16 protein-coding genes are annotated in these 14,116 nt (G+C 64.6%); 4 read left to right on the top strand and 12 right to left on the bottom strand.

Annotated features, from left to right (window positions below):
- Positions 1-19 precede the first annotated feature (19 nt).
- Positions 20-550 (top strand): COG4315 family predicted lipoprotein, encoded by a 531-nt coding sequence (locus tag JOF48_RS17360; RefSeq protein WP_209682849.1) that lies wholly within the window; start codon positions 20-22, stop codon positions 548-550.
- A gap of 25 nt (positions 551-575) precedes the next feature.
- On the opposite strand, the gene JOF48_RS17355 is transcribed toward JOF48_RS17360, so the two are convergent.
- From JOF48_RS17355 to JOF48_RS17340, 4 genes are all read right to left on the bottom strand, one after another.
- Complete coding sequence (locus tag JOF48_RS17355) at positions 576-1,271, bottom strand: anti-sigma factor family protein (protein ID WP_209682846.1); 696 nt, start codon at positions 1,269-1,271, stop codon at positions 576-578.
- Positions 1,268-1,777: a sigma-70 family RNA polymerase sigma factor gene (locus tag JOF48_RS17350; RefSeq protein ID WP_209682842.1), complete on the bottom strand. Its 510-nt coding sequence runs from the start codon at positions 1,775-1,777 to the stop codon at positions 1,268-1,270. The genes JOF48_RS17355 and JOF48_RS17350 overlap by 4 nt, the downstream gene beginning before the upstream one ends.
- Positions 1,778-1,819: 42 nt before the next feature.
- Positions 1,820-2,260, bottom strand: a complete 441-nt coding sequence (locus JOF48_RS17345) for a hypothetical protein (RefSeq protein WP_209682840.1) — start codon at positions 2,258-2,260, stop codon at positions 1,820-1,822.
- Between the two features lie 250 nt (positions 2,261-2,510).
- The gene (locus JOF48_RS17340; RefSeq protein WP_209682837.1) at positions 2,511-3,125 is read right to left on the bottom strand and encodes an RraA family protein; all 615 of its coding nucleotides are present in this window, start codon (positions 3,123-3,125) and stop codon (positions 2,511-2,513) included.
- 84 nt (positions 3,126-3,209) lie between these two features.
- Between JOF48_RS17340 and JOF48_RS17335 the strand changes: the two genes are divergently transcribed.
- Both JOF48_RS17335 and JOF48_RS17330 read left to right on the top strand, forming a co-directional pair.
- A complete protein-coding gene (locus JOF48_RS17335; protein ID WP_209682834.1) occupies positions 3,210-3,719 on the top strand; it encodes a GNAT family N-acetyltransferase in 510 nt (169 codons plus the stop codon).
- Positions 3,720-4,051: 332 nt separating this feature from the next.
- On the top strand, positions 4,052-5,248 hold the full coding sequence (locus JOF48_RS17330; RefSeq protein ID WP_209682831.1) for a Fic family protein: 1,197 nt from the start codon (positions 4,052-4,054) through the stop codon (positions 5,246-5,248).
- Between the two features lie 227 nt (positions 5,249-5,475).
- Here JOF48_RS17330 and JOF48_RS17325 read toward each other — a convergent pair whose 3' ends face one another.
- Entirely contained in the window at positions 5,476-6,072 is a 597-nt protein-coding gene (locus JOF48_RS17325) for a dihydrofolate reductase family protein (protein WP_209682828.1), read from the bottom strand.
- Between the two features lie 1,038 nt (positions 6,073-7,110).
- Here JOF48_RS17325 and JOF48_RS17320 point away from each other — a divergent pair.
- Positions 7,111-7,332, top strand: coding sequence for a type II toxin-antitoxin system Phd/YefM family antitoxin (locus JOF48_RS17320; RefSeq protein ID WP_209682825.1), 222 nt, complete (start codon positions 7,111-7,113; stop codon positions 7,330-7,332).
- 72 nt (positions 7,333-7,404) lie between these two features.
- Here JOF48_RS17320 and JOF48_RS17315 read toward each other — a convergent pair whose 3' ends face one another.
- The 7 genes from JOF48_RS17315 to JOF48_RS17285 form a co-directional block, all read right to left on the bottom strand.
- Positions 7,405-7,638, bottom strand: a complete 234-nt coding sequence (locus tag JOF48_RS17315) for a hypothetical protein (RefSeq protein WP_209682822.1) — start codon at positions 7,636-7,638, stop codon at positions 7,405-7,407.
- A gap of 302 nt (positions 7,639-7,940) precedes the next feature.
- Positions 7,941-8,732, bottom strand: a complete 792-nt coding sequence (locus tag JOF48_RS17310) for an alpha/beta fold hydrolase (protein WP_245346595.1) — start codon at positions 8,730-8,732, stop codon at positions 7,941-7,943.
- Positions 8,733-8,749: 17 nt separating this feature from the next.
- Positions 8,750-11,140, bottom strand: coding sequence for an ATP-binding cassette domain-containing protein (locus JOF48_RS17305; RefSeq protein ID WP_209682816.1), 2,391 nt, complete (start codon positions 11,138-11,140; stop codon positions 8,750-8,752).
- Between the two features lie 114 nt (positions 11,141-11,254).
- Positions 11,255-12,091 carry a zeta toxin family protein gene (locus tag JOF48_RS17300; protein WP_209682814.1) on the bottom strand — a complete coding sequence of 279 codons (837 nt, stop codon included), beginning with the start codon at positions 12,089-12,091 and terminating at the stop codon, positions 11,255-11,257.
- Positions 12,060-12,497 carry a hypothetical protein gene (locus JOF48_RS17295; RefSeq protein ID WP_209682811.1) on the bottom strand — a complete coding sequence of 146 codons (438 nt, stop codon included), beginning with the start codon at positions 12,495-12,497 and terminating at the stop codon, positions 12,060-12,062. The genes JOF48_RS17300 and JOF48_RS17295 overlap by 32 nt, the downstream gene beginning before the upstream one ends.
- 122 nt (positions 12,498-12,619) lie before the next feature.
- On the bottom strand, positions 12,620-13,327 hold the full coding sequence (locus tag JOF48_RS17290; protein ID WP_245346594.1) for a phosphotransferase: 708 nt from the start codon (positions 13,325-13,327) through the stop codon (positions 12,620-12,622).
- A gap of 86 nt (positions 13,328-13,413) precedes the next feature.
- Positions 13,414-13,962: a GNAT family N-acetyltransferase gene (locus JOF48_RS17285; RefSeq protein WP_209682798.1), complete on the bottom strand. Its 549-nt coding sequence runs from the start codon at positions 13,960-13,962 to the stop codon at positions 13,414-13,416.
- Positions 13,963-14,116: the final 154 nt, after the last annotated feature.

Genomic DNA, 14,116 nt, shown 5'->3' with positions numbered 1-14,116 from the left:
AGTCAAGGGGAGAATCGCCATGAAGAACAGCACCCGACTTTGGCTTGCCGGCAGCGCACTGGCGCTGGCAGCGCTCACCGCGTGCGGCGGCACGCCCGGGAGCGGCGGCCTGTACGGCGCCCCCGGCGGATCGTCGCAGTCCCAGGCCGCGGCCGGCACGCTCCACACCGCGGGCACCTCGCCGGGCACCATCCTGGTCAACGGCGCCGGGATGACGCTCTACTACTACGACCATGACACGAAGGGCGAATCCGCCAGCGCCTGCACGGGGCCGTGCATCAGCCTCTGGCCGGCCGTGACCACGACGGCGGCCACACCCACCATCGAGGGCGTCACGGGGACGGTTGGCACCATCACCGGAACGGGCGGCGCAAAGCAGGTGACGCTCAACGGGCTGCCGCTGTACACCTTTGCCGGCGACAAGAAGCCGGGCGACACCACCGGCCAGGGGTATGGAGGCATCTGGTGGGTGGTCGGCCCGGACGGTGCCAAGGTCACCTCAACCTCGCCCATGCCGTCGTCCTCCTCCTACGGCGGCAGCGCCTACTGAGCCGTCCGGCGCCGCCGGGGCGGCATCACGGGGCCGCGCTGAGAAGCACGGCCCCGTTGCCGTCCCTAATGTCGAGCCGGGCGATGGCAGATACCGGGGCTGCCGTGGTTGCCGTGGGCGAGACCTCACTGCCCGGTCCGGCGGTCCAGCTGGCGAGGGTGGTCTCCGCCCCGGACTTGGAGACCATGACCAGCACAAAGTCACTGCCCGCAGGCCCGCCCGAGTACGTTCCGGCGGGGTAGCTGCAGTGCCAGTCGATCCGGGTTCCCCAGGCCTGGCTCGCCAGGCTTCCCGTCGCCGTCATGCCGTGCGCGTAGGCGCCGGAGAAGGTGAGCGGCACGCCGGCGGCGGCGGCACTGGTGGCAGCCAGGGGCGGAGGAGCGGTGCCGGGGCCGAGCACGGAGGTGAGTCCCGCCGTCGTGCCTGCCAAAACAACGGCAGCGGCCGCGGCTGCCAAGGCCCACCGGCGACGGCGGGCGGCGACCTTGGCGGCCAGCCCGCCGTACAGCGGGGCTGCCTGGGGGCCTGCCGGCGCTAGGGCGGGAACCCCGCTGTCATCCCGGGCCAGGGCCAGCAGCCCGGGCAGGCCGGAGAGCTCGGACACCCGCTGTCGGCAGGCGGTGCAGTCCGACAGGTGGGCCTCGAATTCTCGGCGCTGGACGGCAGAAAGGGAGCCAAGGACGTAGGCGGCATCCCACAAGGCGTACAGGTCCGCGCTCATCGCCCGCTCACCCCTCTCTCCTCCAAGGCCAGCCGCAGGGCCCGCAAGCCGTAGTGCAGCCTCGACTTTACTGTGCCCTCCGGGATGTCCAGCTCCGCCGCGATCGACGCAGTGTCCCGGCCGCCGTAATAGGCCAGCCGGATGACCTCGCGGTGGTCGGCGCTGAGGCTTTCCATGGCGTCGCCCACGAGCCAGGCGTCCAGGACACGCTCCGTGGCATCGTCGGCAGGCGTCTCGGGGAGCTGGTCCGTGCCGAACTCGTGCCGGTGCCGGGCGCTGCGCCATTCATCAATGACCAGGTTCCGGGCAACCGTGAACAGCCACGCCCGCAGCGCCGCCGGTTCCCGCGTGAGAACCTCCGGGTGCTGCCACGCCCGCAACAGGGTTTCCTGCACCACGTCCTGCGCCTGCGCCCTGTCGTGGACCAGCCGCATGGCAAACCGCCAGAGCAGCTGGGCGTAGTCGCCGTGCAGCTCCCGCAGTGCCGCCTGCTCGTCCTGGCGCATGCCCACCTCCTGACGTGTATACGCAGTATGGGCCCGGATGGTTCACCTGGCTAGGGTCTGGGCTCCCGTGTGCAGGTGCGCCGGCCTTTTCCTGAACAGTCCGACGGCGGCCAGCACGGCTCCCGCTGCTTCCGCCACTGCGCTGAGGGATTTCTCAAAGAACCAGACCGGCTCGTACATGGCCGGGAACGGGCCGAACGCTGGGACGTCAACGTAGCGGTACAGCAGTACCGCTGCAACCCCGCCAAAGGTGACGATGAGCGCCGCGGCGTAAGCCGGCCGGCTGCCGCGGAAGAAAACGTACAGCCCTGCGAGGATCGCCGCGCCGGCTTCGATCCAGAACAGGTTTCCCTGCCCGATTCCTCCCGGAGCTGCAATTTGGTAGTAGTAGGCCAGTTTCAGATGGACGACGGCGTCAATGGCCAGAGCGACGGCTATCAGTACCCGCAACGCCGCGTCGACGAAGTCCCTGGGAAGAACCATGGCTGCCTGCCTGACCCACCGGCCATGTGGACGGTGCACTTGTGGTGGCTGTTCTGCCTGTGACACGTGGGCCGGGTGGCTTTGGTTCAATCAATGGCGAAATGTTCGACATGCCGTCGTTGCCAGGGCGTCTCCACCGCGTGCGGGTTGTACTGCCCGCGAACGAACGACGCAGCATGGTCCGCAGGCACGCCGCCGAGCACGGCAATGCACGCCGGCGCTGTTCCGGTGCGGCCCCGGCCGCGGCCGGCTACCAATCCAGGCCCGCTGCCCGCAGGATGGAGTTGATCTTCTCATCGTGGGCAGATGCCCAGGCGTCCAGCCCCTGGGCGCGCTCGGCCGCCACCTTGCTGGCAACGGCATCCATCACCGCCCCCACGTCCGCCGCGGGAACGGCCACGATCCCTTCCTCATCGGCCACGATGAAATCGCCGGGGTACACCAGGACGCCGCCGCACGTGACAGGCTCCTGCAGGGGGAGCGGCACCGCCTTCACTCCGGGCTTGGGCACCACGGCACGGGCGAAGACCGGAAAACCCAGCCCGCGGATCTCTGAAACGTCCCGAATGGCACCGTCGATGACCATCCCGGCAATGCCGCGCCGATGGGCCACGGCACAAACATTCCCGCCGGCCACCGCATGGGAGGCGTCACCGCCGTCGACCACCAGCACTGAACCGGCAGGCGCCCGGTGGATGGCCGCGTGCAGCATCAGGTTGTCACCCGGCGCGCAGCGGACGGTGTAGGCGGGGCCGCTGAGCCTGGCCCCGGACCAGAGCGGGTGCAGGGCGGGGGACAGGACTTGGGACCGGGCCACCTGGTCGGCAACATCGGTGGGGGAGGCGAATTCCGGCAGCGGGTTCATGGATCTCCTTTGATCGTTTGCGGCGGCTTGCCTTCTCGATCATACGGTCCATGCAGTCGTGCACGATGGAATAGGCTTTTGAAGATGACCTCAGAACACTACTCAATCCGACGCACCACTGAGGCCGACTGGCGTGAAGTGCGCGAACTGCGGCTGCAGATGATTCGAGACACGCCCGATGCCTGTGCGGAGACCCTTGCCGAGGCGCTGGCACACGATGAGGCTGAGTGGCGGCTGCGGGGCGGGCGGGGCTCCGGTGTCCACGGGATCCAGCTTGCTGCGGTGACCGGTGCGGGCGGATGGGTGGGAACCATGGGCGGCTATGTCCCGGATTCCGCCACCGGACCGCTGCTCGTGGGGGTGTTCGTGGTGCCCGAGTGGCGCGGAACGGGGGCTGGATTGGCGGACGCCCTGCTGGAATCGGTGGAGGAATGGGCGCGTGCCAAAGACGGCCGGCTGACGCTCCACGTGCACGAGGACAATGCGCGTGCCATCAGCTTTTACGAGCGCCACGGATACGCCGCGACTGGTCACAGCGTGGCCTACAACGTGAACCCGGCAAAGCGTGAACTGGAAATGCTCAAACAGTTGTAATACGCGCGGATCAACCGTCCAGGTTCTCCTGCTGGAATCGGGGCGAAGCATGGATGCACGCCATCCGCAGCCTTTCCCCGCCCACTGCCCGGAAGCAGCAACTGAACCCGTATCCTTTCCACCCACGAAGCCACCCGCTCACGGTGGAAGCCATTGCTGGACGAGCGCTGTGGACTTGCGCGGCAGACGGATCTTCCGTCGTGGAGACTAGGGAAATTGGTACCGCTTCAGCCACCGGGAGCCAACAGGGTTAGGCCCCGCGCCAGCATCAACCCATTAGAATTTCTGGCCATACCAATGGATAACTAAGTTCCCATTGGTATGATTGAGCCATGCCAACGGATAACAGGACAACAGGCTGGCCGGCACTCGATTATGAAGAGCTTCCATGGCACAGCGTCGGGGAGGGGCATGCCTCACGCACGCAACGACGCAGGGCGTCTGGCCCGTATCGGGCGGCCGTTCCGCCATTCATTTCCGCGCAGAAAATTTCCGTCGACGGCGAACTGCAGGCTTTGACCGAGGAAGCCTCCAGTGAGCTTGCACGCTTCGATGCGGAGGTTGGTCAAATTGCCGCACCGTTCGCATCAATTCTTTTGCGCACTGAAAGCGCCTCAAGTTCGGAGATTGAGAACCTCTCGAGTGGCGCCCGTCAGATTGCCTTGGCTGAGCTCGGTGCCCATGCTTCCAAGAATGCGCAGCTGATTGTCGGCAACGTCCGGGCCATGCAGGCCGCCTTGTCGCTCTCCGAAACCATCGACGGCAGGGCGATACTGGAAATGCACCGGGCGTTGCTGGAGGAAAGCAACCCGGGCATCGTTGGCCACTGGCGTGACCAGCAGGTATGGATTGGCGGGGGGAATCTGGGGCCCCACACCGCGCAGTTCGTGCCTCCGCACCACGACCGCGTTCCTGCCCTGATGGAGGATCTCACCACATTCGCCAACCGCCTCGACCTTCCTGTTCTCATTCAAATCGCCATTGCACATGCCCAGTTTGAGACGATCCACCCGTTCCCGGACGGAAATGGGAGGGTTGGCCGTGCCCTGATACAGGCAATGCTGCGGGGTGGAAGGTTGACCCGCAATGTCGCCGTTCCCGTGTCCGCCGGACTACTGCATGACACGGGCAGCTACTTTGAGGCACTCGGCGCCTACCGGGCAGGCGACATCGCACCCATAGTTCATTCCATCGCGGAGGCGTCGTTTGCCGCCGTCCACAACGGCCGCACGCTCGTCGGTGACCTGGAATCCGTCAACGGCAAGTGGCGGGAGAGCGTCAAGGCCAGACGGGACTCTTCAGCACACCGACTCCTGGGCGTCCTGCTCCGCCAGCCTGTCATCGACGGCTCCATGGCAGCCACCGAACTGGGCGTGTCCAGCGTCAATGCCCAGGTAGCAATCAACCGCCTCGTTGACGCGGGGATCCTGGTCCAAATTTCGACAGGGAAACGAAATCGAATCTGGTTGGCCAAAGACGTGGTCCGTGTACTCGATGATTTCGGCGCTCGGGCCAGGAGGCGCACATAGCTCCTCCCCACAAAAAGGCAGTCGCGGGGGAGTGGGGGCGGCGGGTCCGACAAGAACGGCTTTGGAGTTGTCGATGGGTCCGGCCAAACGCATGCCGTGAAGGTGCCGGCAAATCCTAGTGGCATCGACACTGGACGCTTCGTTGGCGATCTGCGCCTCGAAGGTACCGGACTCGCACCGATCGTCGATGACGTTGACCAGGCGCTCCAAATTTTCGATCCGGAGGCTCAGGCGTACGCGGGGCGGCCGCCAACACGGTAGGTGAGCGCCACAATGCCGGTGCCAAATACCGCCGAATCCAGCAGCTCAAGCCCGAAGTCCAGACCGCTTTGCGGGAAGAGCCGCCTGCCCTCCCCGACGATCACCGGAAACTGGACGAGGTTCAGCTCATCCACCAGCTCGTTCTCGAGCAGCCACTGCGCAAGCGCCGCGCTGCCCACCACAAGCAACTCGCCGCCGGGTTGCGCCTTGAGCTCTCGCACCTGAGCGGCGACATCGCCGGAGATGACCGTGGTCTGCTCCCACGTTGGGTCGGTCACGGTCGTAGAAACCAGGTACTTCGGCTTCGAGCTCATCGCCTCGCCAAACCCACCGTCCTCGCCCCGGGCACCCCAGTAAGTCTCGAACAGGCCAAACGTCTTTCGCCCGAGCAGGAAGGCATCCGGGCGGCGCCAAGTATCGAGGATGTACCGCGCGGCCTCGTTGTCGTTGAGCGGAAGCGCCCAGCCGCCGCGCGTGAAGCCGGGGTCCATTTCCTCATTGTTGCCGCCGTTCGCCTGTGCGACGCCGTCGAGAGTGACCTGCAGGCTGATGGTGAGTTTCATGGTGCTATTCCCTTTCCCTCGCTCCACCCATGGGGGAGGACCATGACCGGATTTCCAGCTGCACGGACAACGTTTCGCAGACCAAGCGGACCTTCGTGCAATAACCCGGTGATTGTGTGGGCGTCAACCGTGTCGAGGCATCGTGGGCGCTTATAGCCGGCAAGCCAGTGCAAATTGGCACCAGTTATGCGGGGGAGTGCCCCGACTCTTTGGTCCCCCCAGCCTGCAGCGTCGAGTTCAAAATCGAGCCTGAACGGTTGCGAAGCCATACCAACGATCGTCGGGTCCCGGCCCAGGAAGATCAGCCGGTCGCGCTCGAGCCAAGACCCATAGCCGACATGCCGGGAAGTGGACGCGCACCACACAAGGGCAATGAAAGTTTCCCGGCCCATAGGTGAGGGCAGCGTGCGAACTGGGGCGGCGTCGCCGACAGGCAACGCCCACGCCGTCAGCGGCTGAACCGCAAGCCCGTCGGAGCCGCGCTGGCGCGACGTCAGCTGGCACACGTTTTGTCCGGGTGCTGAATCAAGTACGGCTGCCGACGTCGACCGCGTCATGCCTCAACTTTAGCTATTCACCTGCCGGTGGTCCATGTGCAGTGAGCCCGGTCCATTGCGGACCAGTTTGGATGAGCAGGGGACAATTCTGGCGGATCGGGGAGCCCCGATTTCACTTTACTTTACATAATGTAGATTATCGGCGCATTAGCCAGGTGCGTCAGAAGTGGTTAGTTATGCACTTTTCCAAGGCTTCCCTGGTTCACGTTTCTTCAGCACGAGACTGACGCGCGGCCGCCTTTTTGCCACTGCGGCGATCCCTCCGGCCCGCACCACGGGAATCCCCTGAATGCACTCAAGTGCCAGGAGCTGCCGGAGGCGTAAACTGCCATCCGGACATGCGTGTACACAATGTACACGCCCTAACCCCTCTCTTGAGCCTAAATGTGTACACGCCCGACCAGTCCAGCCCATGTCCACTGTGTACACGGAATATGACGCGATTCGTACGCGGATGTGTACACAATATAGAGTGCAGTTCATGACAACTGTTACAACATCAGTATCTGTCCGTGAGTTGCGCAGCGAACTGGCAGACGTGGTTGCACGCGCCAGTTACGGCCGGGAACGTGTGCAGATCACGAAGAACGGAAAACCCGCCGCGTATATCGTTGGGCCGGAGGATTTTGACCTGCTGGAGTCGCTGGAGAAGGTTCTTAACTACGCGGACAGCCAGGCCGCCGCATCAACGGACACCGACTGATCCTCAGGTTGCCCGCCAGGGCTTCACGCAATGACCGGCCAGCAGGTTGCTCTTGCTCTGCCGGATTTGCGTTCAGGGTGCGGCTCGACGGCCAGCCCTGTCCACGAAGGCATTCAGCGCCTTATGCATGTCCGGGGCTCTCCAGAAATGCCCCTGCTTGAACTTGTTGACTCTGATGACGAGTCCCGCGGATTCCAGCTCGTCCATGGCGCGTTTCGTCCGCCGGTAGTCCAGGCCCAGCTTCTCTTGCCGGGACAAGGCATTCACCACCGGCTGCCGAGCCCAAAGATTGAGGGCTTTCCTCACGGCAGCATCCTTCCTGGCACCCACCCGTGAATTCCAAGACTCTGTGCTGGTGGCGACGTCGACTGCCAGTGCCGTGCCGTGGCCAATGGCAAAAAGGAGGCTTCCGCACAATGATCAACGATTATATCCGGATCGCCCCACGTCAACGTGTCGAATCCGCCCTCCGGCCATGTTGTGGACCGTGGCGTAGGACGTTCTTCCGGACGGCCGGCTCCATCTGGTCCCTGCTGCTTGGCATTGGTTTGGGAATCCATTTCAGCCCTGCCTGTCTCAAGCGAACACGCCTACTGACAGTTATGCAGTTATCTGTCACAAACCACCAGTGATTCTGACAGATAGGCCTGTAGTGCCTCCGTCCACGGCTCACATTGGTCCAGGTGGGCATCATGGCCGGCGTTGGGCAGATCGATACGCAGCGTGCCCCGCCGGTGCCCAACGAACCCGGTCTTCTGGGCCTCGGTGAACATGCCGTTTTCAGCGTAAATCACCAGCGTCCGGGCCTTCACAGCTGCCCATTCATCCCATCGCGGCACGCCCACTGCCCGGATGCACGATTCCATGATGTCAGCGTCAAAACGGGGCCACAGTCCGCCGTCCCTGCGCTCCAACGCTGAAACCCATGCACCCGCAACCGGCGACTCCCCCAGAAATGCCTGGGCCGCACTGCGGGAGGCAAACGGCACCGGCCAGCCGGCAAAGTAGCGCCCCAATGCAGCGGCATCATCGGAGGAGCCCGAGCCGGCGTCAACTTCCAGCATGGCGAGCGACGCCACCAGGTCCGGCCGGGCCGCAGCCACGAGCATGGCCGTGTGGGCACCCATCGACTGGCCCACCAAATGGACGGGCTGCCCAGGGCTCACATGGTCAATCAGCGCCACGACATCCTGCACATACGCCTCACGGGACAGGTCGGAAGGCCGCCTGGTGCTGCGGCCGTGCCCACGCTGGTCGAGTGCAATGACGCGGAACCCGCCAACCAGCGCGGCCATGGTGGGGGCAAACTCCCCCGACTCCCCCGCAAGCCCGTGCAAAAACACCACCACCGGCCCCGAACCGCCCACCACATAGGACAGCTCAACCGGCCCGCGCACCATCGAACACCGTCTGAACATCAGGCCCCGATGTACGCGGCCAGGTGCTGGCCCGTCAGCGTCTCCTGGCCAGCCACGAGCTGAGCCGGCGTTCCCTCGAAAACAACGGTTCCGCCGTCGTGCCCGGCACCGGGCCCAATGTCAATGATCCAGTCTGCATGCGCCATGACCGCCTGGTGGTGCTCGATCACAATGACCGATTTCCCGGACTCAACCAGCCGGTCCAGCAGGCCCAGGAGCTTCTCGACGTCGGCCAGGTGCAGGCCGGTGGTGGGCTCGTCGAGGACGTAGATGCCGCCCTTCTCCCCCAGGTGCGTGGCCAGCTTGATGCGCTGGCGCTCACCGCCGGAGAGGGTGGTCAGCGGCTGGCCGAGCTTGAGGTAGCCAAGCCCGACGTCGGACAGGCGGCTCACGATCTTGTGTGCGGCCGGCAGCTTGGACTCGCCCTCAGCAAAGTATTCCACCGACTGGTCGACCGACATGGACAGTACCTCGCTGATGTTCTTCCCGCCCAGGTGATATTCGAGGACGGCGGCCTGGAAGCGGCGGCCCTCGCACTCCTCGCAGACCGTGGAGAGGCCGGCCATCATGCCCAGGTCGGTGTAGATGACGCCGGCGCCGTTGCAGGTGGGGCAGGCGCCCTCGGAGTTGGCGCTGAACAGGGCGGGCTTGACGCCGTTGGCCTTCGCGAAGGCCTTGCGGATGGGGTCCAGCAGGCCTGTGTAGGTGGCGGGGTTGCTGCGCCGGGAGCCGCGGATGGCGCCCTGGTCCACCGTGACCACGCCTTCGCGGCCGGACACGGAGCCGTGGATGAGCGAGCTCTTGCCCGAGCCGGCCACGCCCGTGACTACGGTGAGCATGCCCAGGGGAATGTCGACGTCGACGTTCTTGAGATTGTTCTCCGTGGCCCCGCGGACCTCCAGCTTGCCGGTCGGCTTGCGGAACGCCTCCTTGAGCGACATGCGGTCGTCCAGGTGCTTGCCGGTGAGGGTGCCGCTGGCACGCAGGCCCTCAATCGAACCCTCGTAGACCACCTCTCCCCCGGCGGAACCGGCCAACGGACCCAAATCCACTACGTGGTCGGCAATGGCGATGGCCTCGGGCTTGTGTTCCACAACGAGCACGGTGTTGCCCTTGTCCCTGAGCTGCAGCAGGAGCTGGTTCATGCGTGCGATGTCATGCGGGTGCAGGCCGATGGTGGGCTCATCGAAGACATAAGTGATGTCAGTCAGGGAGGACCCCAGATGCCGGATCATCTTGGTCCGCTGCGACTCGCCGCCGGAAAGCGTGCCGGAAGGGCGGTCCAGGGACAGGTAGCCGAGCCCAATGTCCACGAAGGAATCGAGGGTGTCCCCCAGCGACTCAAGCAGCGGCGCAACAGATGGCTCGTTCAAAGTGCGTACCCAGGCGGCCAGGTCGCTGATCTGCATGGCACAGGCGTCGGCGATGCTGACGCCGTCGATCCTGGAATTGCGGGCGTGCTCGGCCAGGCGGGTGCCGGCGCACTCGGGGCAGGTGGTGAACACGACGGCGCGCTCCACGAAGGCGCGGATGTGGGGCTGCATGGCGTCCACGTCCTTGGCGAGCATTGACTTCTGCATCTTGGGAATGATGCCCTCATATGTCAGGTTGATGCCCTCGACCTTGATCTTCACGGGCTCCTTGTAGAGAAGGTCGTGCAGTTCCGTCTTGGTGTACTTGCCCAGCTTCTTGTCCATGTCAAAGAATCCGGATCCGGAGAAGATGCGCCCATACCAACCATCCATGCTGTAGTTGGGCACCAGGACGGCACCCTCGGACAGGGACTTTCCGGCGTCGAAGATCGCTTCCAGGTTGAAGTCGTTGACCTTGCCCATGCCTTCGCAGCGCGGGCACATGCCGCCGGTGATGGAGAAACTGCGGCGCTCCTTGACCTTCTCCCCCGCCTTCTCGATGGTGACGGCGCCGGCACCGGAGATGGAGGCGACGTTGAAGGAGTAGGCCTGGGGTGAGCCGATGTGGGGCTGGGCCAGGCGGCTGAATACGATCCGCAGCATGGCGTTGGCATCGGTCACGGTGCCGACCGTGGAACGCGGGTTGGCGCCCATCCGTTCCTGGTCAACCAGGATCGCCGTGGTCAACCCCTCGAGGACGTCAACGTCGGGGCGCGCCAGCGTGGGCATGAACCCCTGCACAAAAGCACTGTATGTCTCGTTGATCATGCGCTGGGACTCCGCAGCGATGGTGCCGAATACGAGCGAGCTCTTGCCTGAACCGGAAACGCCGGTGAACACGGTCAGCCGCCGCTTGGGGATCTCGACGCTGATGTCCTTGAGGTTGTTCACGCGGGCACCCTGCACCCGGATCCATTCATGGCTGTCGGCCGCATGCCGCTGCCCTGCAGTTGTTGTCACGTCTGTACCTGTACTCATGGCGCCTCTTTCCCCGGGTCTTCGTCGCAGTCCACTTTAGCGCCAGTCGCCCGCCTCGGGGGCAGGAATGGTTCTCCAGTCCTGCTCAATGTCGAATGCAGGGGTGAAGGGCTGCTAAGTGCCGAAAATTGTGTACCGGGTTTGCACCGGCACTTGCGACTGCGGGTCCACATCGAAGCGCCGAAGGGATCCATGGCCCAATCCCTCGGCAGCGTCCTGGGCGAGCTGCATGGCATTGGCGGCACTGAGGCTTTCATTGGGATTTGCGCCATAGCATGCACGGATCGCGTCCTCGGGGACGAATCTCCCGCCGGCAGGCGAGTGCCTTCTGCCGTCCCACCACCGCTGGCGTGCGCGTTTCAATGCAGTCTTCAGGGGCACTTCCACATCAACGACGTCGATACCGGCGTAACCGTGGGCGAACAATTCGTCTACATACAATTGCCCCAGCGGCTCCCATCGCAGGGTCCCGTCAATAATGATGTTTTCCCCCGCAGCCATGGCCAGGCTCCTGACAATGTCCGCAACCCTGGTGGACGCATGATGTACATGGGAGGCCAGTTCCCGCACCTTGACGGGCTCGCCGTCGGGCAAAAGCACGCCGGAACGGTAGTCGAGCAGGCCATGGGCATCCGCGTCGTGAAGCAGGAGGTCCTTTGCTGCATCCGGGTCAATGAGGCGGTATCCAGCAAGATGCAATCCATTTAAGACAGAGCTCTTGCCTGCTGCGGGAGGCCCCGCACTCACCACCACAGCCCTGCCGTCTTGAATGACTCCACGCTGTGTCGTCTCCATATACTGGTGCGCCGTTCGGATGATTGCGGCGTCATCAAAATAGGTGCCCAGAATGGCGGGGGCCTGATGGAGCGCACCTCCGGGAGCCAGCAACTCGGTCAGCGCCCGGTGGGCCTCCTGCACTTCACCGGCCAATGGCCCGGCGGACTTGGTCAAACTCTTCGACGCTGAGCATCTTCTGCGCCCGGCAAGCAACAACCTGGTCCCACGTACCGGGGATCCGCCCCTCATGGGCGTACGGCGCGTCTTCGCCGAAAGTGTATGGAAACACCTGCAGGGCGTGCACGAGCTGCTTTCTGTCGGTGTCGTAGGCTGTCGCACGGAGAATGATCTCCTCCGGTTCCTGGCCAAGATCCCCGCCCCTGCGCTCGATGGCCTTGAGCAGCCGGGAAACCCTCGCCTGGCTGGTCATGAGGAGGTCCGCGATCGGACGCTGTGACAGCCCGCGGTCCACCGCGTTCTTGACGGCCCTCATCTCATCGAGCACATCGACCCGCTGCCGCGCCTGGCGCTGCAGCGCTTCCTTGCGAATGCTGTCGAGGCTGCTATCTGCTGTGATCATGATGCGCTCCAGTCCTTGCTGTTCCATTCAACCCTACCCAGTGATTCATCATGAATCAAGCGTGGCCGCCCTCGGCTGCCCGGACCGCTGGCTGGAACACCGGGGGCCGGGCGCAGTGCGGTTTAGGGTGAGAGATCCCGCTCGGAAGCCAGAAATTCGGCGTCCCTTTCGTACATGTCAGCGTCGGCGTCCAGCTCAGGCTTGCCGAGTTCAACGGCCTTCGCCCGCGAAAATTCGGCCAGGTCCCACAGCCGGATGATGGCAACGCGCAGCACGTCGTCCCAGCCGGCGTCGGACCCGTAGGCATCGAGGATCAGCTGCACACGTTCCCGGGCCCGGTCCATTGCCGGCGCGTTCGACGGCGTGTCCCGGGTCAGCGGCACGGCGCGCGTGGCGAAGTACGCCAGGTCCCACAGCCGCGGGCCTGGCGAACACATGTCAAAGTCGATGGCGCCTGTCATGCGCCCGTCGTGGAAGGCGAGGTTGTGGGGTGCAAAATCGTTGTGGCAGATGACCTCGGCAGGGACCTTCGCCGGGGACTGCCAAACCGCACCGTCCGTGCCGAAGCCGATGCTTGCATCGTGGAGCCGGCGCAGCTTGCGGGCGCCTTCGGCTAGGACGCTGTCATGCCACACCCAGTCCGGCAGCGGGTACATCGGCACCTCGCCCGGCACGAAGCTGAGCCGCTCCCTCCCGGCGTCCTCACCCAGCGCCTGCGGAATCCAGTCGATGCCGGCCCGCCGCAGGTACTGCAGGTAACGGTGCACGGTCGGCGTCCACGGTCCCGCGTTGCGCAGGACGGATTCGCCATCACGCTGCACTGAATTCATGTTTCCACCCGACAGCAACTCAGCCACATTTCCTCCTGGGGACAGAAAATCCCGGGCCCAACGCCGGGCCCGGGAGATCCTTCAAACTAGTCGGCTGCCAGCGCCGGATTGCCGATCACAAACAGCTCGCACTGGGCGTTGTAGTACTTCTTGGACAACCCCCGGTGCTCCATGCCAAGGCGCCGGCACACGCTCTGCGAGGCCTCGTTCGCCGGGTTGGTCACGGCCACCACCTGCGGCAGGCCGCCGGCAAAGGCATGCTCGAGCACGGCAGTCGCCGCCTCCGAGGCAAAGCCGTTCCCCCAGTGGTCGGGGTGGAAATGCCAGCCAATTTCGACGTCGGACGAGGGTTCCAGCGGTTCCTCGCCGGAGGCGGGGATGGGCTTGAGCAGGAGTGTGCCCACAGGCAGTCCGTCTTCCTTGCGGGTCACGGCCCAGATGCCGTGGACGGGGTGGTCAAGGGCCTTGAATCGCTCCAGCCGGTCCACGGCTTCGGAGCGGCTTTCCATAACTGCCGGCTCGTTGCCGATGAAGCGTTGCACCACCCACCGGGAGTACAAGTCATAGACAAAGTCGACGTCTGAGTCGTTCCACGGGCGCAGGGCAAGGCGTTCTGTGTTAATTGCGTCAGTCATTGAATCAGTATGCACGATTCGCCATGGAGCCTCTTGGAAACCCCGGAATCCCGGGCGTACTGGGCCGTAACATTGACTTTATGCCCCGGGCACCCACACCCCGGCGGCACCCTCACTCTGCCTCTGCGCACGGCCGCGACGCAGGCCCCATGGG

This window comes from Arthrobacter stackebrandtii, assembly GCF_017876675.1.
Lineage (GTDB): Bacteria > Actinomycetota > Actinomycetes > Actinomycetales > Micrococcaceae > Specibacter > Specibacter stackebrandtii.
The sequence above is the reverse complement of the archived record's forward strand: the minus strand, read 5'-3'. Positions and strand labels throughout refer to the sequence as shown.

Bases quoted from the DNA above. Each gene is read 5' to 3' on its own strand.
- JOF48_RS17320 (WP_209682825.1), top strand. From the start codon at position 7,111: ATGACAACTGTTACAACATCAGTATCTGTCCGTGAGTTGCGCAGCGAA.
- JOF48_RS17310 (WP_245346595.1), bottom strand. From the start codon at position 8,732: ATGGTGCGCGGGCCGGTTGAGCTGTCCTATGTGGTGGGCGGTTCGGGG.
- JOF48_RS17345 (WP_209682840.1), bottom strand. From the start codon at position 2,260: ATGGTTCTTCCCAGGGACTTCGTCGACGCGGCGTTGCGGGTACTGATA.
- JOF48_RS17360 (WP_209682849.1), top strand. From the start codon at position 20: ATGAAGAACAGCACCCGACTTTGGCTTGCCGGCAGCGCACTGGCGCTG.
- JOF48_RS17350 (WP_209682842.1), bottom strand. From the start codon at position 1,777: ATGCGCCAGGACGAGCAGGCGGCACTGCGGGAGCTGCACGGCGACTAC.
- JOF48_RS17325 (WP_209682828.1), bottom strand. From the start codon at position 6,072: ATGAAACTCACCATCAGCCTGCAGGTCACTCTCGACGGCGTCGCACAG.
- JOF48_RS17340 (WP_209682837.1), bottom strand. From the start codon at position 3,125: ATGAACCCGCTGCCGGAATTCGCCTCCCCCACCGATGTTGCCGACCAG.
- JOF48_RS17295 (WP_209682811.1), bottom strand. From the start codon at position 12,497: ATGATCACAGCAGATAGCAGCCTCGACAGCATTCGCAAGGAAGCGCTG.
- JOF48_RS17305 (WP_209682816.1), bottom strand. From the start codon at position 11,140: ATGAGTACAGGTACAGACGTGACAACAACTGCAGGGCAGCGGCATGCG.
- JOF48_RS17335 (WP_209682834.1), top strand. From the start codon at position 3,210: ATGACCTCAGAACACTACTCAATCCGACGCACCACTGAGGCCGACTGG.
- JOF48_RS17290 (WP_245346594.1), bottom strand. From the start codon at position 13,327: ATGAATTCAGTGCAGCGTGATGGCGAATCCGTCCTGCGCAACGCGGGA.
- JOF48_RS17285 (WP_209682798.1), bottom strand. From the start codon at position 13,962: ATGACTGACGCAATTAACACAGAACGCCTTGCCCTGCGCCCGTGGAAC.
- JOF48_RS17355 (WP_209682846.1), bottom strand. From the start codon at position 1,271: ATGAGCGCGGACCTGTACGCCTTGTGGGATGCCGCCTACGTCCTTGGC.
- JOF48_RS17330 (WP_209682831.1), top strand. From the start codon at position 4,052: ATGCCAACGGATAACAGGACAACAGGCTGGCCGGCACTCGATTATGAA.